Origin of the sequence: Halalkalicoccus jeotgali B3, assembly GCF_000196895.1 — an archaeon.
Classification (GTDB): Archaea; Halobacteriota; Halobacteria; order Halobacteriales; family Halalkalicoccaceae; genus Halalkalicoccus; species Halalkalicoccus jeotgali.
On sequence record NC_014297.1, the window covers coordinates 396616 to 420560 of the forward strand.

28 protein-coding genes and 1 tRNA gene are annotated in these 23945 nt (G+C 66.6%); 9 read left to right on the forward strand and 20 right to left on the reverse strand.

Translation table 11 applies throughout. The annotated features are described in order from the left end of the window. The first annotated feature begins 13 nt into the window (after positions 1-13). Entirely contained in the window at positions 14-1099 is a 1086-nt protein-coding gene (gene priL, locus HACJB3_RS02005) for a DNA primase regulatory subunit PriL (RefSeq protein WP_008418468.1), read from the forward strand. On the opposite strand, the gene HACJB3_RS02010 is transcribed toward priL, so the two are convergent. Further along, positions 1086-1298 (reverse strand): DUF7472 family protein, encoded by a 213-nt coding sequence (locus HACJB3_RS02010; protein WP_008418466.1) that lies wholly within the window; start codon positions 1296-1298, stop codon positions 1086-1088. The genes priL and HACJB3_RS02010 overlap by 14 nt on opposite strands. 142 nt (positions 1299-1440) lie before the next feature. Here HACJB3_RS02010 and HACJB3_RS02015 point away from each other — a divergent pair, with 142 nt between their 5' ends. Continuing rightward, a complete protein-coding gene (locus tag HACJB3_RS02015) occupies positions 1441-2073 on the forward strand; it encodes an SWIM zinc finger family protein (protein WP_008418465.1) in 633 nt (210 codons plus the stop codon). On the opposite strand, the gene hjc is transcribed toward HACJB3_RS02015, so the two are convergent. From hjc to HACJB3_RS02045, 6 genes are all read right to left on the reverse strand, one after another. Further along, complete coding sequence (hjc, locus tag HACJB3_RS02020; protein ID WP_008418464.1) at positions 2070-2552, reverse strand: Holliday junction resolvase Hjc; 483 nt, start codon at positions 2550-2552, stop codon at positions 2070-2072. The genes HACJB3_RS02015 and hjc overlap by 4 nt on opposite strands. Before the next feature lie 46 nt (positions 2553-2598). Then, complete coding sequence (locus HACJB3_RS02025) at positions 2599-5094, reverse strand: beta-glucosidase (protein WP_008418463.1); 2496 nt, start codon at positions 5092-5094, stop codon at positions 2599-2601. Between the two features lie 167 nt (positions 5095-5261). Further along, positions 5262-6551 carry an adenosylhomocysteinase gene (locus tag HACJB3_RS02030; RefSeq protein WP_008418462.1) on the reverse strand — a complete coding sequence of 430 codons (1290 nt, stop codon included), beginning with the start codon at positions 6549-6551 and terminating at the stop codon, positions 5262-5264. 31 nt (positions 6552-6582) lie between these two features. Then, the gene (locus HACJB3_RS02035) at positions 6583-7014 is read right to left on the reverse strand and encodes a DUF6653 family protein (protein WP_238532792.1); all 432 of its coding nucleotides are present in this window, start codon (positions 7012-7014) and stop codon (positions 6583-6585) included. 39 nt (positions 7015-7053) lie between these two features. Continuing rightward, positions 7054-7404: a cation:proton antiporter domain-containing protein gene (locus HACJB3_RS20980; RefSeq protein ID WP_081461292.1), complete on the reverse strand. Its 351-nt coding sequence runs from the start codon at positions 7402-7404 to the stop codon at positions 7054-7056. Then, the gene (locus HACJB3_RS02045; protein ID WP_008418459.1) at positions 7296-8225 is read right to left on the reverse strand and encodes a cation:proton antiporter; all 930 of its coding nucleotides are present in this window, start codon (positions 8223-8225) and stop codon (positions 7296-7298) included. The genes HACJB3_RS20980 and HACJB3_RS02045 overlap by 109 nt, the downstream gene beginning before the upstream one ends. 105 nt (positions 8226-8330) lie before the next feature. On the opposite strand from HACJB3_RS02045, the gene HACJB3_RS20075 reads away from it, so the two are divergent. Continuing rightward, positions 8331-8486 carry a hypothetical protein gene (locus HACJB3_RS20075; RefSeq protein WP_008418458.1) on the forward strand — a complete coding sequence of 52 codons (156 nt, stop codon included), beginning with the start codon at positions 8331-8333 and terminating at the stop codon, positions 8484-8486. On the opposite strand, the gene HACJB3_RS02050 is transcribed toward HACJB3_RS20075, so the two are convergent. Then, positions 8483-9769 (reverse strand): amidohydrolase, encoded by a 1287-nt coding sequence (locus tag HACJB3_RS02050; RefSeq protein WP_008418457.1) that lies wholly within the window; start codon positions 9767-9769, stop codon positions 8483-8485. The genes HACJB3_RS20075 and HACJB3_RS02050 overlap by 4 nt on opposite strands. Positions 9770-9873: 104 nt before the next feature. Here HACJB3_RS02050 and hisG point away from each other — a divergent pair, with 104 nt between their 5' ends. After that, positions 9874-10722, forward strand: a complete 849-nt coding sequence (gene hisG, locus HACJB3_RS02055) for an ATP phosphoribosyltransferase (RefSeq protein WP_008418456.1) — start codon at positions 9874-9876, stop codon at positions 10720-10722. A 1-nt stretch (position 10723) separates the two neighbouring features. On the opposite strand, the gene HACJB3_RS02060 is transcribed toward hisG, so the two are convergent. Genes HACJB3_RS02060 through HACJB3_RS02070 form a run of 3 tightly spaced genes read right to left on the reverse strand, consistent with a single transcriptional unit; the run spans position 10724 to position 12577 of the window. After that, on the reverse strand, positions 10724-11671 hold the full coding sequence (locus tag HACJB3_RS02060) for a CPBP family intramembrane glutamic endopeptidase (protein WP_008418454.1): 948 nt from the start codon (positions 11669-11671) through the stop codon (positions 10724-10726). Beyond that, positions 11668-12015: a DUF7473 family protein gene (locus HACJB3_RS02065; protein ID WP_008418452.1), complete on the reverse strand. Its 348-nt coding sequence runs from the start codon at positions 12013-12015 to the stop codon at positions 11668-11670. Before HACJB3_RS02065 ends, HACJB3_RS02060 begins: the two co-directional genes overlap by 4 nt. A gap of 4 nt (positions 12016-12019) precedes the next feature. After that, a complete protein-coding gene (locus HACJB3_RS02070; protein ID WP_008418451.1) occupies positions 12020-12577 on the reverse strand; it encodes a TATA-box-binding protein in 558 nt (185 codons plus the stop codon). A gap of 104 nt (positions 12578-12681) precedes the next feature. Between HACJB3_RS02070 and HACJB3_RS02075 the strand changes: the two genes are divergently transcribed. Continuing rightward, positions 12682-13638: a methyltransferase domain-containing protein gene (locus HACJB3_RS02075; protein ID WP_008418449.1), complete on the forward strand. Its 957-nt coding sequence runs from the start codon at positions 12682-12684 to the stop codon at positions 13636-13638. Here HACJB3_RS02075 and HACJB3_RS02080 read toward each other — a convergent pair. From HACJB3_RS02080 to HACJB3_RS02110, 7 genes are all read right to left on the reverse strand, one after another. Further along, the gene (locus HACJB3_RS02080; protein ID WP_008418447.1) at positions 13635-14072 is read right to left on the reverse strand and encodes an acyl-CoA thioesterase; all 438 of its coding nucleotides are present in this window, start codon (positions 14070-14072) and stop codon (positions 13635-13637) included. The two genes, HACJB3_RS02075 and HACJB3_RS02080, sit on opposite strands and share 4 nt — an antisense overlap. 38 nt (positions 14073-14110) lie before the next feature. After that, positions 14111-15475 (reverse strand): TIGR00366 family protein, encoded by a 1365-nt coding sequence (locus HACJB3_RS02085; RefSeq protein WP_008418445.1) that lies wholly within the window; start codon positions 15473-15475, stop codon positions 14111-14113. Between the two features lie 11 nt (positions 15476-15486). Further along, the gene (locus HACJB3_RS02090) at positions 15487-16902 is read right to left on the reverse strand and encodes a short-chain fatty acid transporter (protein ID WP_013199340.1); all 1416 of its coding nucleotides are present in this window, start codon (positions 16900-16902) and stop codon (positions 15487-15489) included. Positions 16903-17044: 142 nt separating this feature from the next. Then, complete coding sequence (locus tag HACJB3_RS02095) at positions 17045-18049, reverse strand: AAA family ATPase (protein WP_008418440.1); 1005 nt, start codon at positions 18047-18049, stop codon at positions 17045-17047. 37 nt (positions 18050-18086) lie between these two features. Then, positions 18087-18269 carry a DUF7576 family protein gene (locus HACJB3_RS02100; RefSeq protein ID WP_008418439.1) on the reverse strand — a complete coding sequence of 61 codons (183 nt, stop codon included), beginning with the start codon at positions 18267-18269 and terminating at the stop codon, positions 18087-18089. Positions 18270-18291: 22 nt separating this feature from the next. Next, the gene (locus tag HACJB3_RS02105; protein ID WP_008418437.1) at positions 18292-19095 is read right to left on the reverse strand and encodes a TrmB family transcriptional regulator; all 804 of its coding nucleotides are present in this window, start codon (positions 19093-19095) and stop codon (positions 18292-18294) included. A 48-nt stretch (positions 19096-19143) separates the two neighbouring features. Then, on the reverse strand, positions 19144-20748 hold the full coding sequence (locus tag HACJB3_RS02110; RefSeq protein ID WP_008418435.1) for a DUF255 domain-containing protein: 1605 nt from the start codon (positions 20746-20748) through the stop codon (positions 19144-19146). A gap of 140 nt (positions 20749-20888) precedes the next feature. On the opposite strand from HACJB3_RS02110, the gene HACJB3_RS02115 reads away from it, so the two are divergent. From HACJB3_RS02115 to HACJB3_RS02125, 3 genes are all read left to right on the forward strand, one after another. Further along, complete coding sequence (locus HACJB3_RS02115) at positions 20889-21113, forward strand: hypothetical protein (RefSeq protein WP_008418433.1); 225 nt, start codon at positions 20889-20891, stop codon at positions 21111-21113. Between the two features lie 64 nt (positions 21114-21177). Further along, on the forward strand, positions 21178-21672 hold the full coding sequence (locus tag HACJB3_RS02120) for an FxsA family protein (RefSeq protein WP_008418431.1): 495 nt from the start codon (positions 21178-21180) through the stop codon (positions 21670-21672). Between the two features lie 48 nt (positions 21673-21720). Further along, positions 21721-21794: transfer RNA gene (locus HACJB3_RS02125), tRNA-Ile, on the forward strand. A gap of 354 nt (positions 21795-22148) precedes the next feature. Here HACJB3_RS02125 and HACJB3_RS02130 read toward each other — a convergent pair. Beyond that, positions 22149-22784 (reverse strand): pyroglutamyl-peptidase I family protein, encoded by a 636-nt coding sequence (locus HACJB3_RS02130; RefSeq protein ID WP_008418430.1) that lies wholly within the window; start codon positions 22782-22784, stop codon positions 22149-22151. Positions 22785-22832: 48 nt separating this feature from the next. Further along, positions 22833-23036 (reverse strand): DUF1328 family protein, encoded by a 204-nt coding sequence (locus HACJB3_RS02135; RefSeq protein ID WP_008418427.1) that lies wholly within the window; start codon positions 23034-23036, stop codon positions 22833-22835. A gap of 91 nt (positions 23037-23127) precedes the next feature. Here HACJB3_RS02135 and HACJB3_RS02140 point away from each other — a divergent pair, with 91 nt between their 5' ends. After that, on the forward strand, positions 23128-23895 hold the full coding sequence (locus tag HACJB3_RS02140) for a creatininase family protein (protein WP_008418426.1): 768 nt from the start codon (positions 23128-23130) through the stop codon (positions 23893-23895). The last annotated feature ends 50 nt before the right edge of the window (positions 23896-23945 follow it).

Below are 23945 nucleotides of genomic sequence, written 5' to 3' on the forward strand. Positions count from 1 at the left end.
TAGCCGCTGGCCGATGAAGCCGCTGCACGCTCGCTACCCGTTTCTCGCCGATTCCCGGGCCGCCGTCGAGGCCGCCGAGGTCGATCTGGTCGGGCTGGTTCGCGAGGACGGTCCGGTCGTCTCGCGGGCGAGCGAGCGGGTCACGGGGGCGCTGCGCGAGGGCTCGATCGGGGACGCCCACCGAAGCACGCGGGTCGAACTGCTCTCGTATCCCGTTGCGCGCGTGCTCGTCTCGCTGGTCGACGAGCGGATCTGCACCCGGAAGTACGCCAACGCGGAGGCCAGCCGGGCGATCTCGCTTTTCAGTACCTCCCGAAACGACACGACGGAACTCGCGAGCGCCCGAACCGAACGACTCTCGCTGTCGGAGCTCCTCGCGGAGTTCGACCTGACCGACGCGGTCGACGAGAGCCAGGACGGGTATCGGGTCGCCGTCGGAACCTACCTTCGGCTCGTCTCGGACCTCTGGGGCGACGAGTGGCGACTGGTCAACCGGACGCTCGCCGACGGCGAGGTGTTCATCGCACGCGAGGAACTCTCCGGACTGCTCGAGGAGGCGATCAGCCAGCGCGTCTCCGACGGACTTCCCCTTTCGGTACCCGAGGGGGTCGCTGCACCCCTGGAGGACCGCGTCGAGGAGATCCGCAAGACCCTCGCAGAAATGGACCTCACCCGGGAGATCGACACCGTCGTCCCCGAGCGGTTCCCGCCGTGTATGAAGGCGCTGTTGGATTCCGTCCAGAAGGGCGAGCATCTGGGCCATCACTCCCGCTTTGCGATCACCGCGTTCCTCACGAGCATCGGGATGAGTACGGACGAAATCATCGACCTCTACATGGTCAACTCCGGTTTCGGCGAGGAGATGACGCGCTATCAGACCGATCACATCCGCGGGGAGACCAGCCCCACCGAGTACACCCCGCCTAGCTGTGCGACCATGCAGTCCTACGGCGACTGTGTGAACAAAGACGAGATCTGCGAGGAGGAGATCAACGAGTCCCACCCGCTGAACTACTACGAGTATCAGTTAGACGAAGCCGACGAGGACGAACTCGTCGACTGGCGCGAGGAGGACGGCGAGGCGATCACTCCCGATTGAGGTAGTGAGCGAGGCCGAACCCGACCAGCGTCATGAGTACCACGAACGCGGTGATCGCACCCACGAGGGCCACGCCGCCGTCCGCCGAGAGACCGTCCTGACTGTAGGTGGTGCCGATGCCGACCAGTACCGCGACGAACAGGCCCACCGAACCCACGGAGACGACGATTTCGGCGACCGTCTCCCGGTCTACGTCCATAGCGTGGCGTTTCCCGCCCCGAAGTAAAAGCACTTCGAAGCGATTTCGACGGGGGCCGTTTCGGGTGGAAGACTTACCTTCTTCGGGCCCCTATCCCTATCCGTAGCGATTCGGGGGTTCCAGTGGAACCTCCGGTGATTCCATGACGCACACCAGAACTACACCAGCGTCACTGCCGACCAGTGAGACCGACCTCGACCGGCGTTCGACCCGCGCCCGAACCGACCCGATGAGCGTTACGGCGCTCGGCGATTCGCTTTACGAGGTCGATACCGACCACGGGACCAGCTACCTCGTCGACCTGCGGTCGCGGCGCTGTAGCTGTCCCGACCACACCTTTCGGGGCGTTCGATGCAAGCACCTCCGGCGGGTCGCCATCGAGATCACCGAGGGTCGGACCCCACCGCCGGGACGACTCGCCGTCGAGTGTGCCGTCTGCGGCGCGGAACTGTTCGTCCCCGAGGACGAGACGGACCGACCCCACTACTGCCCGCTCGACCGTCTCGAAGCGGGTGCGTTCGTCCGTGACCGGGAGACGGGCGACCGACTGCTCGTTGTGAGCGTTTCCGACCGACGGGCCGACCACACCGCGGTCGGGAACTCCGCCTACAGCGTGGCGACCTACCCGAACAACCGCGAGTACGATCCGGCAGACCGGGTCGTCGGCGCGGTCTATCCCCAGTCGGTCTCGATGACCGAGGCGGGGCCCGACCCCGACGCGCTGCGGGTGTACTCGTTTCCGCATTCGCGGCTCGAACGCGTTTCGGGGACCTAGTCGAACATCCCGGCGGCCTCCTCGGCCGAGAGGGTGCCCTGTTCGACCGCGGTCAGCACCCGCTCGACGTCGGCACCGCCCGTTTCGGCCCGGTCGAGCAAGTCCTCGATCGTTTCACCCTCCGCGAGCGCGACCTCCTTTTTCACCCGGTAGTTCCCCCCGTCGGTCCGGTAGACGTCGCCGGGGTGGAAGAAGTACCAGTCCTCGCGGTCGAAGCGCACGCCGATCTTCGGGCGGGCGCCGAAGTTCCGCGAGAAGTAGACCAGCGCTTCTACCTCCTCGCCCGTGAGGTAGATCGGCTTTCCCGAGCTGGATTTCGCCTCGATCGCGTAGAACGCCTCGCCGTTGCCCGCGAGCACGTCCGGGAGCTCACGCTGGGTCGCTCCGCCGCTCGCGGGCGCGCGCATCACCGCAAAGCCCGCCTCGTCGAGCCGGTTGACGAGTTCGCGCTCCCGACGGTTCCCTTTCCGGTTTGCCATCTCCGTCCGTCGATTTCCCCCGCTCGCACATAAGGGGTCCCGTTACCTACCGGCCGAGCCCTCGCAGGAACTCTACGAGCCCCGCCGGGGCGTTCCCGTCGTCGAGGTCGAACCCGACCGCGGGTCGGTCGTCGGTGATGCTCCCGGCGTTCTCGACGCTCAGCGTCGTCGTCTCCTTGCCGGCGGTCAGTTCGTACTCGCCGGGCTCGACGACCTTCGGGAGGATTCCGGGGACGTCGCCGGGGACGACCTCCAGCGCCGAGAGGTCGAGGTCGAGGTCGACGGTCGTCGACTCGCCCGCGTCGAGGGCGACCCGTTCGTAGCCCAGCAGCCGGCGGTCCGGTTGGAGCACCGAGCCGTAGGATTGGGTGTTGTAGACCTCGACGACGTGCTCGCCGGCCTCGTCACCGGTGTTCTCGACGCCGACGCTGGCCGTGACCGTCGGCGTGTTCGCCGGATCCGAGACGGACCCCGGCGAGACCGACAGGCCCGAGTACTCGAAGTCGGTATACGAGAGCCCGTGGCCGAAGGCGTACAGCGGCTCCTGATCGTCGAGCGGCGGGTAGGCGTCGTAGTTGTTGGGTACCTTTCCGACGCTCTCGGGCCAGTTGAACGCGAGCTTACCTGAAGGATTGTTCCCCCCGAGCAGCGTCTCGGCGATCGCGTGGCCGCCGTCGCTGCCCGGTTGACCGGCGAAGACGACGGCATCGAGCGAGTCGAACGTTTCCGTCCCTCCGCGGGGACTGCCCGCAAGGACGACGCCGACGACCGGGGTATCGGGGGCCTCGTCCTCGACGGCCGCGACGAGTTCCCGTTGGGCGGGATCGAGTGCGAGTTCGTTGCGGTCGCCAAAGCCCTCGTTGTGGGGGCCCTCGCCCAGAACGACGACGACGGCGTCCGCGCTTCCGGCGGCCTCGCGGACGTCCGCCTCTTGTTCGTCGGTGAAGCCGAAATCGCCGTTGGCATCGGACGTCTCGGGGTTGTAGGGCTGGGCCCGGAAATCCGTCGGGACGTGGGTGAGCGTCCCGTCGAGGCTCCCCTCTAGGGCCTCGGTGATCGTCTCGCCGCGCGGACGGGGGCCACCTTCGCTCGGGGCACCCTCTTCGATACCCTGCCAGCCCAGCGTCCAGCCGCCGTGTCGCATGAGAAACCGGTTCTCGAGGTCGAGATCCGGGTCGTAGCCCGGCCCGGCCAGCAGGACGTCCTCGCCCCCCGAAAGCGGGAGAGCGTCGTCGTTTTTCAGCAGCACCATCGACTCGCGCGCCAACTGTTCTGACTCCGCTTGGCCCCCGCCCAGCACCGCGTCGATCTCCGACTCGTCGACGGTCGGTTCCTCGAACAGGCCGAGTTCGTCCTTGAGTTCGAGGATCCGGCGGACGGACTCGTCGATACACTCGGTCGACACCTCGCCGTCCTCGACGAGGCTTACCGTCGTCTCGATGAACTCGGCCGGACCGGGTGCCTCGCCACCGTTGCCGATCATGTACATGTCGACGCCGGCGTTGAGCCCTTCCTTCACTGTGCGCCGGAAGCTGTCGGTGTAGTCGTGGTTGCTGAGCATCCGATAGAAGTCGTCGTAGTCCGATACGACGACGCCGTCGAAGCCGTAGCGTTCCCGGAGCATCTGGGTCAGCAGCCACTCGGAGGCGTGGGCGGGCTTGCCGTTGACCGCCCCGCTGTTGACCATCACGGTGGCCGGATCGGCCTCCAGGGCCGTTCGGTAGGGCGGCAGGAGGCTCGTCCGCAGGTCCCGCATCGACGTCCGGGCGTGGGCCCGGTCGTTGCCGTTCTCGGGGATCGAGTACGCCCCGAAGTGTTTGACCGTCGAACAGAGCCGATCGTTGCTCTCCAGTCCCCGGACGCGGGCCTTCGAGACTTCGCCCAGATACGCGGGATCCTCGGTGATTCCCTCGTAGAAGCGGCCCCATCGCGGATCGCGCTGGAGGTCGGTCGTCGGCGCGAACGTCCAGTGGGCGCCCATCGCCGCCGCCGAGTCGGCGGTCTGACGCGCCGCGTCCTCGATCGCCTCGATGTTCCGGGTCGCACCCATGTTGATGCGCTGGGGAAATGACGTCGAGCCCGCAAGTAGCGTGTTGCCGTGGAGCGCGTCGACCCCCCAGAGGAAGGGAATCGAATGGTCGGCGTTGTCGAGGTTGTACTCCTGGAGTGCGTTGATGCCTGTAACGGTCTCCTCGGGATCGAACGTCGGCGGCGACGCTCCCCCGGAAATGATCGACCCGAGTTCGAGCTCCGAGAAGTACTCCCCGAGCGTCTCGACCCCGAAACTATCGGGGATCTCAGCGGACTCGGGATCGAAGGTACCGACGTCGACCTGGGTCATCTGGCCGACCTTCTGTTCAAGCGTGAGATCCGCGAGCATCGCCTCGACGTCGGTTTCTTCCGCTCGGTCCTCCGAGGCGGCACTCACCGCTCCCGTCCCGACGCCCGCGCTCGCCGTCGCCGCGCCGGTCGCCTTCAGGAACGTCCGCCGCGACGTGTCCCCGTTCTTCTCCGTGCCGTCGTCCGTTCGTCTATCTACCATCGCATGATGAACCACGGACATACATTATAATAATTTTTCTACAATTGAGTTATTCTTTACTAACACAACTACGGTCGATGGGTTCTGAGCCGTCGGCTCGTCGGTAGGCCGTCCGGTGAGAAGGGAATCGGGCCGCGATCAGACTCTGTCCGGTCCGTCCCGAACGATCACGTCCCGTGTTCCCAGCTACCCATGTACTCGGTCTGGGTGTCGGTCAGCGAGTCGAACTCGACGCCCTCGGCTGCGAGCTTGATCTCGGCGATCTCTTCATCCAGCGCGTCGGGCACGTCGTGGACGCCCGCCCCGTACTCCTCGCCGCTTTCGGCGAGTTCGCGAACGCACGCTGCTTGGACGCCGAAGGATTGGTCCATCACCTCGACAGGGTGGCCCAATGCGATGGGCGCCGCGAGGTTCACCAACCGCCCCTCGGCGATCACGTTCAGCCGCCTGCCGTCGTCCATCTCGTAGGCTTCGACGCCGTCGCGCGCCTCGTAGCGATCGACCGCCAGGTCCGAGAGCGCGTCAAGGTCGATCTCGATGTCGAAGTGCCCGGCGTTCGCGAGCAACACCCCGTCTTTCATCGTTTCGAAGTGTTCCCTTACTATTACGTCGCGGTTGCCCGTCGTCGTGAGGAAAACGTCGCCGACCTCGGCGGCCTCGGCCATCGGCATGACCTCGTAGCCCTCCATGTGAGCCTCGAGCGCCCGGCGGGGTTCGACCTCGGTGACGATCACGTTCGCGTTCTGGCCCGAAGCCTTCTTCGCGACGCCCTTCCCGCAGTAGCCGTAGCCGCCGACGACGACGTCCTTGCCGGCCCACGAGAGGTTCGTCGTCATGGCGATGCTCGCGAGCGAGGACTCGCCCGTGCCGTGGACGTTGTCGAACAGGCGCTTCATCGGCGTGTCGTTGACCGCGAAAACGGGGTAGTTGAGCGCGCCGTCTTCGTCCATCGCGCGCAGGCGATGAACGCCCGTGGTGGTCTCCTCACAGCCACCGAGGATCGAGTCGATCAGTTCGGGGTGCTCGTCGTGGATCGCGGCAACCATGTCCATGCCGTCGTCCACCGTAATGGTGGGTTCGTGGTCGATGACGGCCTCGATGGCGGCGTAGTACTCCTCGTCGTCGACGCCGCGAACGGCATACGAGGTGATGTTCTCGTGGTTATCGAGGGCCGCACTTACGTCGTCGTGGGTCGAAAGCGGGTTACAGCCGGTGATGGCGACCTCCGCGCCGCCGTCGGCGAGCACCTCGACGAGGTTCGCGGTTTTCGCCTCGACGTGCATCGCCATCCCGATGCGCTCGCCCGCGAACGGTTTCTCCGCCTCGAACTCCTCGCGGAGCTGGGTGAGGATCGGCATGTGCTGGAACGCCCAATCCATCTTGCGTCGGCCCTCTTCGCGAGCGCTCTCGACATCGTCGAGGTGCTCGCTGATCGGGGAATACGCGGTCTGACTCATGGTTTCGGGTGGGTGGCCCGCGCTCAAAACCCTACCGAAGGTCGTCCCGGTAGTACCTGCCCATCGCGTCGACGAACAGCATCTTGAGCGCGAACGTGAGACAGAAGCCGGCGAGGGTCCGAACGGGGTACTGGCGGTAGGCCGCATACAGGGTGTAGCAGTACAGGGGGACGTTCACCGCGTTGAGGATCGCGGGGTAGCGAGTTCCGAACATCGGGTTTCCGTCGGCGATCCACGCCCGCTCCCCGAGGACGCCCTCGCTCAGCCAGTTGTCGGTGCGTTCGGGTTCGGGGAACAGAACGGGGTTGAGCACGAGAAAGGCGATCACCGCACCGAGGCGCTTCCAGGCGTGGCGATAGAGCGCGAGCAGCAGTGTCGCACCCGCGAGCATGCGGCTCACACCGCTCCACGGGTTCGCGTGGCGGCGCCACGCCCGCTCTGACATCGGGTTCCGGATGGCCATTCGAGAGTGTACGAGCCGAGTCGGGAAGACCGTTTTCGCCTACGATCCCTCGCCGACCCGACCGATCGCCCGGCTCAGGAACAACGGCGTCACGAGCACGGAGACGAACACGAGCGCGAGTACCGCCGAGAACAGCCGCCCGTCGATGACCCCTGCCGCCAGCGCACCCGTCACGACGACGAGTTCGACGCCGGCCCGCGGGAGCATCCCCACGCCGATGACCAGCGCCTCGTTGCCGGTCTGGCCGGCGATGCGAGCACCGAGATAACTCCCGCCGACTTTCACGACGACGCCGGTAACAACCACCGCGAAGAGGAACGGATCGGGCGTGAGGAACACGCTCGGATCCAGATGCGCGCCGACGTTCGCGAAAAACAGCGGGATGAACACCCCGTACGCGATGCCGAACACGCGCCCTCTCGAACGTCCAACTCCGCAAAGCGGGACTCGCTCCCGACGAGCAGCCCGGCGACGAGCCCGCCGATGATGAGATCGAGCCCGACCGCGTCCGCGCCGTACGCAAAGAGGAACATGAGCCCCATGATCGCAACGAGGTCGGTCCCTCGCTGACGCGAGCGCGCGAGCAACCCAGAGAGACGCCCGATTCCGAAGCGCCCGAACAGCGCGGCGAGCGCGAAAAAGGCGCCGACCGACCCGATGATCCCGAGGAGCCGGTCCGGGGACGCTCTCGTCCCTTGGCTCGCCATGAGCAACGAGAACGCGATCAGGCCGAGGATTTCGGCGGTCACGGCCGCCCCGACGACGTGGTTGCCGTATGTGGTATCGAGGCGGTCGAGGTCGATGAAGGTCCGGGCGCTCACCCCGATCGACGTCACGCCGATCGAGATGGCGAGCACCGCCGCGGCCGCAAACGAGTATCCGAAGGCGACGCCGACGGCGAGGCCGGCGAGGAACGGTAGGCCGGCGCCGAACAGGGCGATGAGGGCGACCGAACGGCCGCCGCGTTTCAGCGTCTTCAGGTCGATCTCCTCGTAGCCGGCGTCGAACAACAGGAGGATCGACCCGACCGCCGCGAACAGTGCGAACGTCCCTGCCGGGTCGATGAGCCCGAGGACGTGGCTGCCGAGGAGGACGCCGACGAGGATCTCCCCGAGGATTGCCGGTTCGCCGAGACGTTCGATGACCTCGCCGGCCGCAAGCGCTGCGAGCAGCGTCACACCGACGACCAGAAACACCTGACTTTCGACCATCGATCCACCCGTCCGCGTAGACGGTCTGTAGACGTCCGGGCCACTCACAACCCTTTCGCCGCCAGCAGGCCACAGACCTTTGGGGCGCGCGGCCGATCGGTTTGTATGAGCTACAACGACTCGGGCTACCGGACCACGATCGGCTGGTCGCTACTCAGTTCGGGTATCGTCACGCTGCTCTTGAAGGCGATGCCCTTCGACTCGCTGTGGTGGGGCCTGTTGTTGATCGCGGTGGGGATCGCCGTGATGGTCTACCGTTAGGCACGCCCGACCAGTTCTACCGCCCGCTTTTCGGCGGTCTCGCGCACTTCTTTCTCGTCGAGCGTCAGGACCTCACGATCGCGCATGAGCACCTCGCCATCACAGATCGTGTGTCGCACGTCCGAGCCGCGGACCGCGTACGCGAGGTGGCTCACCGGGTCGTGGGCGGGCGTGAGATGCGGTTTATCGAAGTCGATCACGGCGAGGTCGGCGTTCGCACCTGCCTCGATTCTCCCCCCATCGATCCCGATCGCCTCGGCGCTTCCGGCGGTGGCCATCTCCACGACCTGCTCGGCGGGGACCGCACTGGCATCGTCGGCCGCGAGCTTCCCGATCATCGCTGCGTCGCGCAGCTCGCCGAAGAGGTCGAGGTCGTTGTTCGAGGCCGCGCCGTCGGTGCCCATTCCTACAGAGACGCCCGCATCGAGCATCGCCTGGACTGGCGCCATCCCGCTCGCGAGCTTCATGTTCGAGGCCGGACAGTGGACGACCCCCATCCCGGTCTTCGCAAGCAGTTCGATCCCCCGTTCGTCGGTGTGAACGCCGTGGGCGAGGAAGTTTTCCTCCTCTAGTAGCCCGAGTTCGTCGGCGTATTCGAGGGGGCGGATCCCGCGCTCTCCGACGATCGGCTCGACTTCGTCGCGGGTTTCGTTTATGTGAATGTGGATCGGGACGCCGACCTCACGAGCGCCCTCGACCGCCATCGAGAGACATTCCTCGGAGACGGTGGTCAGGCTGTGGGGCATCACCGCCGTCGAGAGTCGGCCTTCGGCTTCCCCGTCGAACTCCCGGGCGATCGCGAGGCTCTCCTCGACGTCCGCGCGGGCGGCCGCCTCGTCCTTGCCGACCGTGACGATCCCGTGGCCCAGACGGGCGCGCATGCCCGCCGAGTCGACGGCGGCGGCGACCTCCTCGACCTCGAAGTACATATCGGCGAAGGCGGTCGTCCCCGATTTGATCATCTCGACGATCCCGAGTTCCGTGCCCGCCCGCACGTCCTCGGGGGTGAGTTCGGCCTCGGCGGGCCAGATGTCCTCTTGGAGCCACGCGCCGAGCGGTTTGTCGTCGGCGTATCCCCGAAGAAGCGTCATCGCGGCGTGGCCGTGGGCGTTGACGAGGCCGGGAATCACCAGCGAGCCCTCGGCGTCCAGGTGCTCGTCGCCTTGGTCGGTTCCGCCGACGGCGAGGACCTCGCCCGCCGCCTGATCCACCAGTACGTCCGCGCGCTCGACGGTCATATCGGGTAGGAGGACCCGCCCGCCCGCGATCCGCAGTGTCGTCATGTATCGCGGTTCTCGGCGCGTTCGCCTCAATCTGCCGGTCCATCGTGGTTCGGTCCACCCGCCGGATCGCAAGGCAGTTGCCACCCCCACGCGAGGGGTGATGTATGAAGATTGCCGTTCCGAACAAGGGTCGACTCCACGAGCCGACGGTCGAACTGCTCGAACGTGCCGGGCTCCACATCGAAAACGGCGCGAACCGCAAGCTCTACGCCGACACCGTCGACCCCGAGGTGTCGATCCTGTATGCGCGGGCGGCTGACATCCCCGAGTACGTCGCCGACGGTGCCGCGGACCTCGGTATCACGGGGCTGGATCAGGCAAAGGAGGCCGACGCGACGACCCTCGTCGACCTGCTCGATCTGGAGTTCGGGAGCTGTCGGCTCGTCCTCGCCGCACCCGAGGGCGGCGAGATCCGCGAGACGACTGACCTCGACGGCAAGACCGTCGCCACCGAGTTCCCGAACATCACGTACGAACACTTCGCCCAACGCGGAATCGACCCCGAGATCGTCGAGGTCAGCGGGGCGACCGAACTCACCCCACACGTCGACATGGCCGACGCGATCGTCGACATCACCTCGACGGGGACGACCCTGCGGATGAACCGACTGGAAATCATCGACGAGGTACTTCAGAGCTCGGCCCGGCTGTTCGCCCGCGAGGACGTCGTCGACGAGCCGAAGGTCGAGCAGCTCCGGACGGCGCTCGAATCCGTGCTGACCGCGAACGGCAAGCGCTATCTCATGCTCAACGCGCCCGAGGACAGACTGGAGGAGATCCGCGAGGCGCTGCCCGGACTCGGCGGCCCGACGGTGATGGACATCGCCGGTGAGGGCATGGTCGCGGTCCACGTCGTCGTCGACGAACGCGACGTCTTCGAGACGATCACCCGGATCAAGAAGCTGGGTGCGAGCGGCATTCTCGTCACCGAGATCGAGCGCCTCGTCGAGTGAGCTACCGCAGGTCCGGAAGCGCGACGCCCTCTCTTATACCGACGCTCCCGCGACGCCACCGCACCCACGCGACGGTCGCCAGACAGCCGGCTATCATCGCACAAAAGCCCACGAGGCCGGCCTCCGGGCCGAACGAGCCGCCCGTAACTACCGTCGGACCACCCTGTTCGACGCCGACGATGCTCGTCCCGAAGTCCATCCCGCTGACCGGGAATCCATACACAGTCCCCTGAAAGAGGTTCCAGGTGACGTGTAGGCCGATCGGGATCGCGAGTTCGTCCGTCAGGACGTACCCCAACGCGAGCATGACGCCCGCAAACGAGATCGCGAGCGTGCTCACGAGGGTGGCGTTGGGGTTGCTCGCGTGCAGCGCGCCGAAGACGAGCGAGGAGGCCACGGTGCCGAAGACGATCGCACCCCCGATTCCGAGGGGCCCGCGTGCACCCTCCGCGAGGTTCGTCAGCAGGTAGCCCCGCAGGAGCAGTTCCTCGTAGATCCCGACGATCAAGAAGAGGACGACGCTCCCGACGACCACCCGGGCCAGCGCCTCACCGGCGAACGCCCCCGTCACCTCGATCCAGCCGGCCGCGAGTTCGAGGAGGAAGATCCCGGTCATCAACAGCGCGCCGAGCGCCAGCCCGAACCCACAGTCGAGCCACCACTCCCGGTCGATCCCCATCCCGAAGTCGGCGAACCGACGCCGGTCGACGTATCGTCCGGCCAACCACACTCCGAGGATCGCTCCGAGCCCGCTGAGACCGGTCGAGAGCACCGTCGCGCCGATGCCGGTGCCCGCAAGCAGCGCCACCTCCAGCACCGAGAGGACCGCAAGCGGCGGCACCACGAGCGCCACCGTGGCGATCACGAGGATCACGACCCCGGCGACGATTCGCACCGGTGTTCGCGGCCGTCCCTCTTCGGCGTTCCAGACGGTCGATTTGAGGCTCATGTCGGGGCGGTCCCCAGCAGTGCGAGCAGGTTCTGCAGGGCGAATCCCAGGAGGAAGCTCACGGTGAAGTGTACGATGGTAATCAGCCCCGAGATGCGATACGATACGTCGTAGATCGACCCGATAACGATCAGTTCGGCGACGATCGCAAGGGCCGCCGCCGGAAGCGGCTGTCCGGCAAGCGTCAGCCCGAAAACGATCACCGCAGGGACCAGCCCCGCGAGGGCGTTCTTGATGGGAACGTCACCCAGAACGTATCTGGCGGCGATATGAAGGGTGAGACAGAACCCGAGCCCGATCACCAGCCCGCTCGCGACGAAGGTGAGGAGGGCGTCGAGAACCATCCGACTACTCGAGGAGGCCCAGGTCCTCGAGTCGGGAGACGATCTTGTCGACGGCGTGTTCGGCGTCGACGGGCTGTTTGCCGCCCGTGATCACGAGTTTGCCCGAGCCAAAGAGCAAGGCGACGACCTTCGGCTCGTCGAGCCGGTAGACCAGCCCGGGAAACTGCTCGGGTTCGTACTCGATGTTCTCGAGGCCGAGCCCGATCGCGATCGCGTTCAGGTTGAGGTTCCGGCCCAGGTCCGCCGAGGTGACGATGTTCTGGACGACGATTTCGGGGTCGTCCTGCACCTGGATCTCCAGATCGCGCAGCTTATCGAAGACGATCTGGAGGCTCTCGTGGACGTCGTCGGTGCTCTTTGCGCCCGTACAGACGATCTTGCCCGAGCGAAAGATGAGTGCCGCGGATTTCGGGTTCTGCGTGCGATACACTAGCCCGGGGAACTGCTCGGGGTCGTAGTCGGCCCCTTCGAGGTCCATCGCCACGCTCTGGAGATCGAGTTCCTGTCCGATGCCCGTCGACGCGACGACGTTTTCGATGTTGATTGTCTCCTTTGGATCCATCGTTCTCTTTATAAGACGTATTTAACCTTTATAAAGGTTGGTGGGGCGGTGTCGTCCTCTTGCCGACCGGCAGGCTCTTTTCTTCGACCCGCGATCCACCGGACGTGTACCTGCTGGAGCTCGCGGGCGAGGACGACGCCTTCGCCCGGTGCGAGGCTCGAAGTGCCGTCACTGACGTCTCCCGGCTCGCACCCGGACTGGCGAGCGCCCGCGGGATCGACTCGCGTGGAGTACGACGGCTCGCCTACACCCACCGGGCCAGCGAGCTGGTCGGCACTACCGATGCAAGCGTCGAGTCGGCCCGGCTCCTGCTCGAACTCGCGGGGGTCGAGCGCGGTGGCTCCGTACGCGTGCGTGCCCGTCGGGTGCGCGACACGGCAGTCGACACCCAGCGCGCCGAACGCGAACTCGGTTCGGTCCTCGTCGAGCGCGGTTTTTCGGTCGATCTCGAGGAGCCCGACCACGAGCTGCGGGCGGTCTTTTCGGGGGATACCTGCGCGCTGGGCTGGCTCGCTGCGGCGAGCCGACGCGATTTCGCCGCGCGCGCGCCGACGGACAAACCCTTCTTCCAGCCCGGCAGCATGGACCCTCTCCTAGCGCGCGCGATCGCGAACATCGCGGGTGCCGGCCCGGGGGCGACGATCCTCGACCCGATGTGCGGGACGGGTGGCGTGCTCGTCGAAGCCGGGCTGGCCGGCGCGCGCGTCATCGGGGCGGACGCCCAATGGAAGATGACCCACGGTGCACGCGAGAACCTCGCACATTACGACGTGGAGTTCGACCTGTTTCGCGGCGATGCCACTCGGATCCCCCTCCGGGACGGGACGATCGACGGCGTCGTCTTCGATGCGCCCTACGGCCGCCAGTCGAAGATCGAGGGCGAACTGACACCACTCGTCGAAGGGGCGCTCGGCGAGGCCCGTCGGATCGCCCCCCGCGCCGTCGTCGTTGCCGACCGCCCCTGGACGGATGCCGTCGAATCGGTCGGCTGGACGGTCGAAGACCGTTTCGAACGGCGGGTCCACGGGTCGCTGACGCGCTATATCTCGGTCCTCGGTTAGCTCTCGGCGTCGCGTGCGGCCGTCCGTAGTTCCCGTTCTTCGTCGGTTTCGGCCGTCAGTTCGGGCATCTCGACCGGCGAGCCGTCACCGTCGACGGCGACGAACGTAAAAGAGGCCTCCGTCGTGTGGGCGGTCTCGCCGGTCCGGGGATCCTCGCGCCACGCACGGATCCGGACCCGCACGCTCGTCCGCCCGGTCTCGTAGGCGTAGGCCCCGATCCGTGCGATCGCGCCGATCGGGACGGGCTGTTGGAAGTCGAGTTCGGTCACGCCAGCGGTCACACAGGACTCGCCGGCAAAGCGCATCGCGGCCATCGCGCCGACCTCGTCCATCCACTTCATCAGGGTGCCGCCGTGGAGCGACTCGTAGTTGTTGGCGTGGTTGGGCTGGACTCGATAGCGGTTCTCGATGCGCGTCTCGGAGAGCGTCACCATGCCCCTCCTTGGCCGCCGACCGTAATGACTGCGGGCGCTCAGAGCGCGAGCAGTGCCGCGCCCACGACCGCGAGCACGCAGACGGAGATCACCGCCGCGTACCGGGCGAACTCGCGGACGTCGAACCCACGGATCGAGAGGATCCCACAGAACAGGAAACCCAACCAGAGGTTCGACAGCCCCGCGGCGTACATCACGGCGACGAGCGAGGCGAGGAGGTCAGATCCTGCGGCCAGCAACCCCGGCCCGACCAGCAGCCAGACCGAGGCGGGGTCCGGTATCAACAGGCCGACGCCGAGGGCCGCGAGGAACCCGCCGCCCGCCCCGCCCAGCGCGGTCCCGATCGCCCCGTAGAGCCCGGCCGCCGAGAGCAACGCGAAGGCGACCGCATACAGCATGAAGGGGATCGCGATGTGGTTCGCCCACCGGGTCGCGTGGGTGGTTTTCGACCGGAAGGCCATCGGCCGGACGTGGACGAGCAGCCCGAGCATCATCAGGACGAAGAGGACCCACAGCAGCGTTAGCCCCCCGCCACCCGCGACGTACAGCCCGACCGAGGCGACCCCGACGACCACCGCAAGCAACGAGATGAGCCGGGACTGTTCGAGCCGGTCGGCCACCGTGGCGTCCGTCCCCGGTGTCCCGGTGTCGTGTTCGAAAGTTTCGGCGATGGTGCTCTCCAGGATCGATCCGCCCGCGAGTTCCGTCCGGTCCGCCTCCGCGTCCGGGGCGAGGACGACCAGCACCAGCGGAAGGGTGACGATCAGAACGGCGCTGGGGACGAGGTTCGCCGGCGCGAGGAGGAACTCGCCGACGGCGAGCGACCCGGCCTCAGCGAACACGCCGGTCATCTCGGCGATCCTCGCATCCGCCATCAGCAACGCGCCGGGGCTGGTGGGGCCCTGGTTGGCGAGCACGAGCGAGAGCAACCCGGCGGTCAGAACGACCGGGTAATGGACTGCGACGCCCGATTCGCGGGCGCGCCGACAGAGCCGCCGGCCGACGAACACGCCTCCCAGCAGGCCGAGTGCCCAGTTGACCCACCCCAGCGCGAGCGCGAGGACGCCCGTCGAGTAGACGATCGCGGTCTGGCTCGTCGGGATCGCCGCCGCGAACCGGTCAAAGAGGACCCCGACCGGCGGGGATTCGACGACGGTCGCAGAGAGCACCCAGTACAGTATCAGCGCCATCTGGAGGGCGAACAGGTCGTAAAAGCCCGTCGCGAACAGCTCCAGTTGCTCGAGGGGTGCCAGATACGGGATCGTGACCAGCAACGCCACGAGCGCCAGTAGCGCCGACAGCGCCAGCGATTCGGGGAAGAAACGCCCGAGGAAGGGCACGAACTCCCGATCGGGGTCCGATCCCGACGTGGCGTCAGTCTCGGAGTCAGTGTGTGTTGCCATCTGTATTCACCTCAGAGGACCCCATAGCCCATCAGCAGCGTCCCAATGCCGAAGACGATCCCGCTGAAGACGAACAGTACGGCGACGTAGCCCATCATATCCCTGATCGAGAGGCCGGCGATCCCCAGGACGGGAATCGCCCAGAACGGCTGGATCATGTTGGTCCACTGATCGCCCATCGCGAAGGCGATCATCATCGTCTCGACGTCGGTCCCGGGGATGTTCTGGGTCGCGTTGACCAGCAACTCGCCGGTGACGGTCCACTGGCCGCCCCCCGAGGGGACGAAGAAGTTGACGGTGCCCGCAGACAGGAAGACCAGCAGGTACCACGTCGTCTCGCCGGCGTACTCGGCGGCCGTCGAGGCGATCAGTTCCGCCAGCCCGGAGGCGGCCATGATCCCCATGATCCCGCCGTAGAACTGGAACTGGATGATCACCTGACTCGCCCCCTCGATGGCGTCCCGAAAGACGTCGAAGAAGCTCCGGAACGTCGTATGAAACACGAATCCCAGCCCGAGCATCGCCGAGATGAAGAGGTTGATGTTGATGACCTCGGTGAACGGTGAGGTGGCAAACAGGTAGCCGAGATACCCCCACATCAGCAGCCCCGTCCCGATACAGAGCAATCGGCTATCGACGAGCGCGTCCTTCAGCGCCGAGGACCCGTCCCGATGGGGGGCGACCGAGTGCCCGCCGTCGGTCGCGATCTCGGCCTCGCCGGAGCGAAGCGTCTCGGCGGGAATTGTCAGTCGTTCCTCCTCGGGGCCCATCAGCGGCATGAGCACGATCGTCACCGCAACGACCCCGCCGACGACCACGAGGTTCGCCGTCGTGAACATGGTCGCCGAGACCGGGATCACCCCGATCGAGTCCTCGAGGAAATGTCCCGACGTCGCACTCAGCAGATACGAGGCCCCCGAGAGACCCTGGTGCCACGGGAGCAAGCCGGCGTAGGCGGTCGCTACCACGAGCGGGTAGTGGACCGCGATGTCCTTTCGGTCCATCGCGATCCCCACCTCGCGGGCGAAGATCCCGCCCACGACCAGAACCATCCCCCAGTGAAACAGCCCGACCAGCTGGCCGACGACCGCCGTCAGCAGGATCGCCTGGCGCTGTGAACTCGGCACCGTCGCGAGCCGACCCAGCACGCGTTTGACCGGCGGCGAGTCCGCGAGCGCCCAGCCGGTCAACAGCGCGAGCGAGGCCTGCATCGAGAACGTGATGACGTACCAGAACCCCTCGCCCCACTGGGCGGCGACCGCCGCGGGCCCGCTCGGCGTCAGCCCCACCGCGAGGCCCATCGTTACGAACGTCAACAGCAACGCGAAGATGAACGCGTCGGGAAGGTACCGCTGGACCACGCGACTGGCACCGGCGCCAAGCGCCGTGAAAGCCCCGCTGACGCGCCCGCCAACTCCCCCGCTCATCGGTCGTCGCCCCGGGCGGCGGGGTCGCCCCGATACCGATCGCTCCAGAACCTCGATCCGATCCCTCTAGTGACATTCATATACACGCATATGTCACTCCGGGCGTCAGTTAAAATCCCTGCCTGCTACATCCCGAGCGTCGTCAGTCCGCACCCAGCTCGGCGAGCAGCTGTCCGAGATGGATCCGGTCGCTGGTCCCTTCGGTCAGGTCCATGTCGATCTCACCCGCGCGTCGGTGGATCGCGACGAGTTCGTCGCCGTCGTATCGCGATCGCGAGACCGACAGCGCGTCCGCCAGTACCTCCCCGCCGTCGTAGCCCTCGTCGATCAGCAGCTCGTCGAGCAGTTTGCGGGCGTCGGTAAACCGCCCGTTCTCGGCCGCGACGAGCATGTCCTCGACCCGGTCGTCGACCCCGACCTCGCCGAGTGATTCGTAGGCCGCCTCCATCGTGATCTCGTCGGTCGCCTCGGCGGTCGTCTGCGCGCCGAGGATCGCCTTCCGGAGGTCCCCCTCGGCGTAGCTCGCGACGTATTCGAGTCCCTCACGGTCGTACTCGACCCCCTCGTCTTTGGCGATCCCTTCGAGCACCGCGACGATCTCGGCGGTCGTCGGCGCGCGCACGGGGACCGGGAAACACCGCGAGACGATGGGCGCGATCAGCGCCGAGGGCTGGCGGGTCGTGATGACGAACTGGGCGGCCTCGTGGTGGCGTTCCATCACCCTTCGTAGGGCTTGCTGGAAGTCCTCGCGGATCGCCTCGGCGTTATCGAGCAGGATCGTCTTGTATTCGCCCGAGACGGGCGGATAGCTCGCCGACTCCTTGAGGACGTGGTTGATTAGCCCTGCCTTCGAGGTCCCGCGCCGTCGTTTCGGCGTGATGAAGTGCCCGAAGCGCGGGTCCTCGCTGATCTCCTTTTTGGTCATGCCGAAGAAGTCGGCGACGTTGATCTCGACGAGGTCGTTCTCCGAGTCGTGGGCCTCACGCGCGAGCGCACGGACCGCGGCAGTCTTGCCGGCCCCCCGGGGTCCGTAGAGTGCGAGGTTGATCGGCTCCTCGCTCGCCCGCGTGAGGTACTCGCGGACCCCGTCCTGTGGAAGCTCCGCGAGCGTCGGGGCGTGCGTCTCGGTCCACAGCGGCGCGTCCATCACCGACGCTTCTCGCGGGACGGATACAAAGGCGTCGCTACGCCTCGGCGCGCCACGCTTCGAGACACTCCTCGTCGCAAAAGTGCAACGACGCCTCGTAGCCCGGTTCGTCGTCTATCGTCACCCACTCCATCGGATCGAGGACCGTCCCGCAGTGTTCACAGACCTCCCGGGTGGTCTCGGCGTTCGGGTTCGGCGTCGTGTCGCTCGGTTCTTCCATGGTCGTGGTTCGCGTGCGCCCCTCAAAACGACAGGGGGTTTGCCTCCTCCCATCGGGGGGCGAACTCCTCGTGGATCCCGGTCGCGAAGGTGGGGTCCTTCAGGTCGATCACCGAGAACACCTCGCCCGGCTTGAGGGGGTTCGAGACCTGCAACACCACTTCGACGCCGTCGATGAGGTTGAACGTGCCGTCGAGGTCCTCGGTCGTCCGCACCGAAAAGGCGGGATGCGAGGAGAGACGCCCCCGGTAGCGCTCGCCGACGCTCTCGGGGAGCGTTTCGACGACCGCCGGGGTCATCAACACGGAGACGTTCACGCCCCGTTCGACGGCGGCTTCGAGGCGTTCGGTGACGACGTCGCCGATCTCGCCGAAATCGAACTGCGGCGAGCGGTTCGCCACGACCATGACGATGCTCTCGTCGGCTGCGGCCAGCCGCTCAAGTAAGAGTTCGAGCGTTTCCTCGTCACCGACGGCGGCCGTCCAGAACTGCTCTTCGACCGGTTCGGCGGATTCGAGCTCGTCGCCTAGCGTCTCGACGAGCTCCTCGTATCTCGCGACCGTCTCCTCGGCCTCGCGGCGTTTGTCCTCCAGCAGGCGTTCGAGGGCGGTATCGGGCTCGACGGCGACGTACTTCTTCGGGCGACTCGCCGTCTGGCTTCGCACGAGGTTCTGGCCCTCGATGCTGCTCAACACGTCGTAGATCCGACCCATCGGGACCTCGCTCGCCCGCGACAACTCCTTTGCGGTTGTCGGACCCGTGTGTAGCAGCGACCGATAAACGCGAGTCTCGTACTCCGAGAGACCGAGATCCCTGAGGCTGGCCATATCCCGTTCTATGATTCGACACGCAAAAACACATCGGCCGTTGTCGATTCAGGGCGAGTCAGCGTCGAACAGCTCGCCGACGGCCCGTTCGAGTTCCGCCGGGCTCGACGCCGGGTCGCTCTCGCGCTCGCCGACGCTCGCGACCGCCCCCTCGCAGGCCGCGCCGGGCACGACGATGGCCTCGTGGTCGGCGATCCGCAACGCGGCGCGGTGCAGATCCGACCCGGCCGGCGCGCCGACCCGGATCGCGAGCGGGCCCCCGAGGAGCCGCGAGACGGCCGTGCCGTAGCCCGCGAGCTGGGGTCCCATCCGGTCGCTCGCTCCCGCGAACGCCGCCAGCGCGTCGCGGGCGACCTCCCGGTAGCGGTCCTCGCCGGTGAGGACGGCCAGATCCACCAGCCCGTCTGCGAGTTCGGCGGTCGCATCGAGCGGGTACAGCGGGTCGGTAAGCAGGCCCGCCCCTTCGCTCGGGCCGTCCCGGAATCGCCCGTCCTCGGCCCGGAGCGTTTCGATCGTGTGATCCGCGACCGACCGGGCGCTCGCGAGTGCGTCCTCGTCCCCGAGGACCTCCCGTGCCGTCGTCAGCGCCCCGAGCGTTCGTGCCTGATCGCTCAGGACGTCCCGCTCGCCGCCCGCGTGGTGGGCCACGCTTCCCCCGTCGATCAGCCCGTCGAGATGGGCGAGCGCTCGCTCGGCAAAGCGCCTCGCGTCCCCCTCGTCGGTGTAGGCGTAGTAGGTCAGCAGCGCGTCGACCGCGAGCGCGTTCGTCCCGGCATACACCGTCCCGTCGACCGGCGGGTCGGTCCGGTCTTCGGGCGCGCCATAGGAGTCGTCGGGACCGGGCGCCTGGCTCGCGGCGACGGCCTCGCCGGTCCAAAGGGTCGTCGTCAGGTACTCGACGGTGCGGGCGGCGGTTTCCCGGTAGGCCTCCTCGCCGGTCGCCAGATAGGCGTTCGAGTAGGTCCTGAGCAGGGCCGCGTTCCCGTCGGCGAGTTTCTCGTGGGCGATGTCGCTCCAATCGCGGTTCGCGGCGTATCTGAAGAACCCTCCCTCGTAATCGTCGTGCAAATGGGTGCGGACGGCTTCGAGGGTCCGGCGGGCCCCATTGCGGTCGCGTTTGAGCGCGAACTCGATCGTTCGGGGCAGGGGGAACTTGGGGGGCTCGCCCCACCCGCCGTACTGCTCGTCGAAACTCGCTTCCAGTTGCCCCGCCATCCGGCGCTCGATCCCCGAATCCAACTCGCCGGCCGGCGCCTCCGTCTCCCGGAGCGATCGCGGGATCCGACCCGGCTGTTCGCGCTCCTCGAAGACCTCACGGACGCGTTCGAGGACACTGCGCAGTCCCTCGATACCCAGCGCCGTCGTGCCCGTGATGACCTCGCCCTCGGGCGTGCAAAACACGGTCGAGGGGAACCCGCCCACGGTGTACCGGTCGCGGATCCGGGGCCGGCGATCGGCGTCGACCTTGATCGGGACGAACTCCCGGAGGTTGGCCCGGATCTGGGGCGTCGAGAGCGTCGTCTCCTCCATTCGCCGACACTCCTCGCACCACGTCGCCGAGAGGAACAACACCACCGGCGTCCCGTGTTTGCGGGCTTCTGCCAGCCCCTCCTCCCACGATCGCCACTCGATCGGCCCCTCGCTGTCGGACATAGCCCTGGTACGCCCGGCACGCGTTAAGGCCCTCCGATCGCGCCCTCGTCCTCCGATCTCCAGTCGGCCCCGATATCGGAATTCTGACCCATCGATACGTTGATATGATTGCGTAGAGTGCACGCTAGCGCAAGGAATATATGTACGTCTCCAACGTCACTCGGCGAAACGGATCGCTCTCGTCGATCACCGTTGCGGACCCAGACGGGCGCAGTGCCTCCTTCGCCGTTGAGCGTGGGGAAAGCGGCGTCACGCTCGCACACACGCCCCGCATCTCGGAGGCGTGGCGCCGCGAGGCGTGGGCCTACGCGAACGTCATGCTGGCGACGGAACTCGAGACGAGCGCCGGATCGGCCACCGCCTGATCGTCCCCTTCATATCGGATAGGCAATATAAAGCGTTTTGAGCGCACGCCCAGTAGAGGTCCGTATGTGGAAGCGCCTGCTGGCGGTGTTGCTGATCGTCCCCCTCGTCGACGCGGTCTTTCTGGTCGTCGTCGCCGACTTCCTGTCGTGGCCGGTGACGGTGTTGCTCGTCGTACTGACGGCGCTGTTGGGGACGCTGTTCGTCCGCGCCGAGGGGAGACACACGATCCGGCGCTTCCAGCGTGCGCTCTCGGAGGGACGTGCGCCGACCGACGAACTGCTCGACGGGGGCTTTCTGATCGCCGCGGGCGCGCTGTTGCTCACGCCCGGCCTCGTCACGGACGCCATCGGATTTCTGTTCGTCCTGCCGCCGAGTCGCTACGCGCTTCGGGGACTGCTCAAGCGGTTTGTGATCCGCCCCTACGTTGAGAAGAAAACGGACGGGTTCGTCAGCGGGAACGTCTACACCTACGGCTTTCCGAACGGTGAGGACGAATCGGGCGACACCGTCGACATCGGCTCGGACAGCTACGACGTCCACGAGGGCGAGGGATCGTAGCAAAGAGAAACCCTTAAACAGCACACGGAAATAGGTGTAGGTGCGTTCGGGCCGATAGCTCAGTCAGGTTGAGCGCTCGGCTGATAACCGGGAGGTCCGCGGTTCAAATCCGTGTCGGCCCATCCCGATTCCATCGGCTTCGGCCGGGAGGAATCCGGGACTACACCTCCCCAGCCACCCAATCCTTCGCGATTTCACCGAACTCGGGAGCGTCGCGTCTCTGAGGGGTTCAGCGACATATCTCCGTAAACCGAATTGACGACCCGTCCGGTCAGCGGGTACCATCGGACGAAACCCGAGAGAACCCCGCCGGAGGTGTTTTCCCGGAGTGGGTGCCTCTGACTCGTCTCCGGCGTTCGTCCTTCGGGACTGGTCATTATAGGCGTTGTTATGGCGTTCCATTGACTAGTAAGTTCAAAATTACATATACTCAATTGACAACAACGGACACGTATCGGAGCGGTTGTGCGGCGGGGTCAGGGCGCGGGGGTCCCGCGGAGACACCGCTTGACGAGCAGTTCGAGCGCCCGCCGTTGAGTTTCGAGGTCCATGCTCGGGGGCACCGATCCGGCGCCGGTCGCCGTTTCGCCCGCGTCTCGTGCCGCCATCCCAGGGGTCAGCGGTAGGTGGACGAACCCCGCCGGGGCGTCGGTCGCCGTCCGGGCGGTGTAGAGGGCGTAGTTACAACAGTGCGTGCCCGCCGTGTTCGAGACGCGGGCGGGGATGTCGGCCTCTAGTAGGCTCTGGACGCAGGGGACGACCGGGATCGACGCCAGACGGGCGTCGGGTCCGCGAGGGTCGATGCGCTCGTCGTGGGGACTCACCCCGCCGTTGTCGGGCGTTCCGGCGGCGTCGGCGACGTTGATCGCGACGCGCTCGACGCTGATCGCACTCCGACCGGCGGCGAGCCCCGTCGAGAGCACCAGATCGGGATTCGTCCCCTCGATCAGCGTTTCGAGTTCCGCCGCGACCCGGTCGAACTCGACGGGCAGAACGCGCCCGAGCACGTCGTGAGACCCGAGTCGCGTCCCGTCGAGTCGGGTCGCGAGCCGCTCGCTGGGGTTGGTCTCGCGCTCGGCGAAGGGTTCGTAGCCGGTCAGCAGGACGGTCATGCGCCCCGCGAGGAACCGGCGGGCGATACGGCTTTCCGTTCCTCGGGATCAGAGCAACAGCGAGACGATCGCGAGGATGATGAAGACGATAATGAAGATGCGTGCGATCTCCATCGAAACCCCCGCGACGCCGCGCGCGCCGACGGCGGCGGCGATGATCGCGAGCACGAAGAAAACGATCGCGTACTGGAGGAAGTCACCCGAGAACTGCAGCGGTGCGAGGGCATCCACGGCGGTGGTGAGCTGAACCATACCCCTTCTTCTCTACTATCCCTTATATGAGTGCTGGCGGATCGCGATCCGAATGACGCAGATTCATCACTCGCTCGCCACAAACGGCGGTATGGAACTCGCAGCCCAGACGTGGCCCGAACTCGGGAGCTACTTCGAGACCGAATCGCTCGCGCTCGTCCCCCTCGGCTCGACCGAACAGCACGGCCCTCACCTGCCCGAGGGGACCGACCACATCATCGCCGAATCCCTCGCCCGCGCCGCGGCCGACCGGACGGGCTATCTCTGTACGCCGACCGTGAACGTCGGCGTCAGTCCGCACCACCGCCAGTTCCACGGGACGATGTGGGTCGACGCGCCGGTCTTCCGGGATTACGTCGAGAGCCTCGTCTCGAACCTGACCTACCACGGCATCGACCGGGTGGTCTTCGTCAACGCCCACGGCGGGAACATCACCCACCTGCGGGAGGTCGGCCGCCGACTGCACGACCGCGAGGAGGCCTACGCTATCGAGTGGATGTGGGACGAAAGCATCCCCACGCTCGTCTCGGAACTCTTCGAGCAGAACGGTCCCCACGGCGGCCCCAAGGAGACGGCGATGATCCAGCACCTCGCGGGCGAACTCGTCCGAGAGGACCGTCTCGAGGACGCCCACGAGGGTGGCGTCGTCTTCCCGACCGACGACTCGCACCGAAACGGCGCGCGGACGTTCTACGACTGCATCGACAACTCCGCGAACGGCGTGTTCGGTGACCAGACGGATGCGACCGCAGAGAAGGGGAAACGCCTGTTCGAGGCCGCCACCGAACAGCTCTGTGAGCTCTGTGAGTGGCTCGACGAGCAGCCCTTCGAGGACCTCGTCGCGAAACCGCACGTCTGAGACCGTCTCCGCCCCGCCAAAGTAGTAGGAAACTTATATATTTCAGAAAC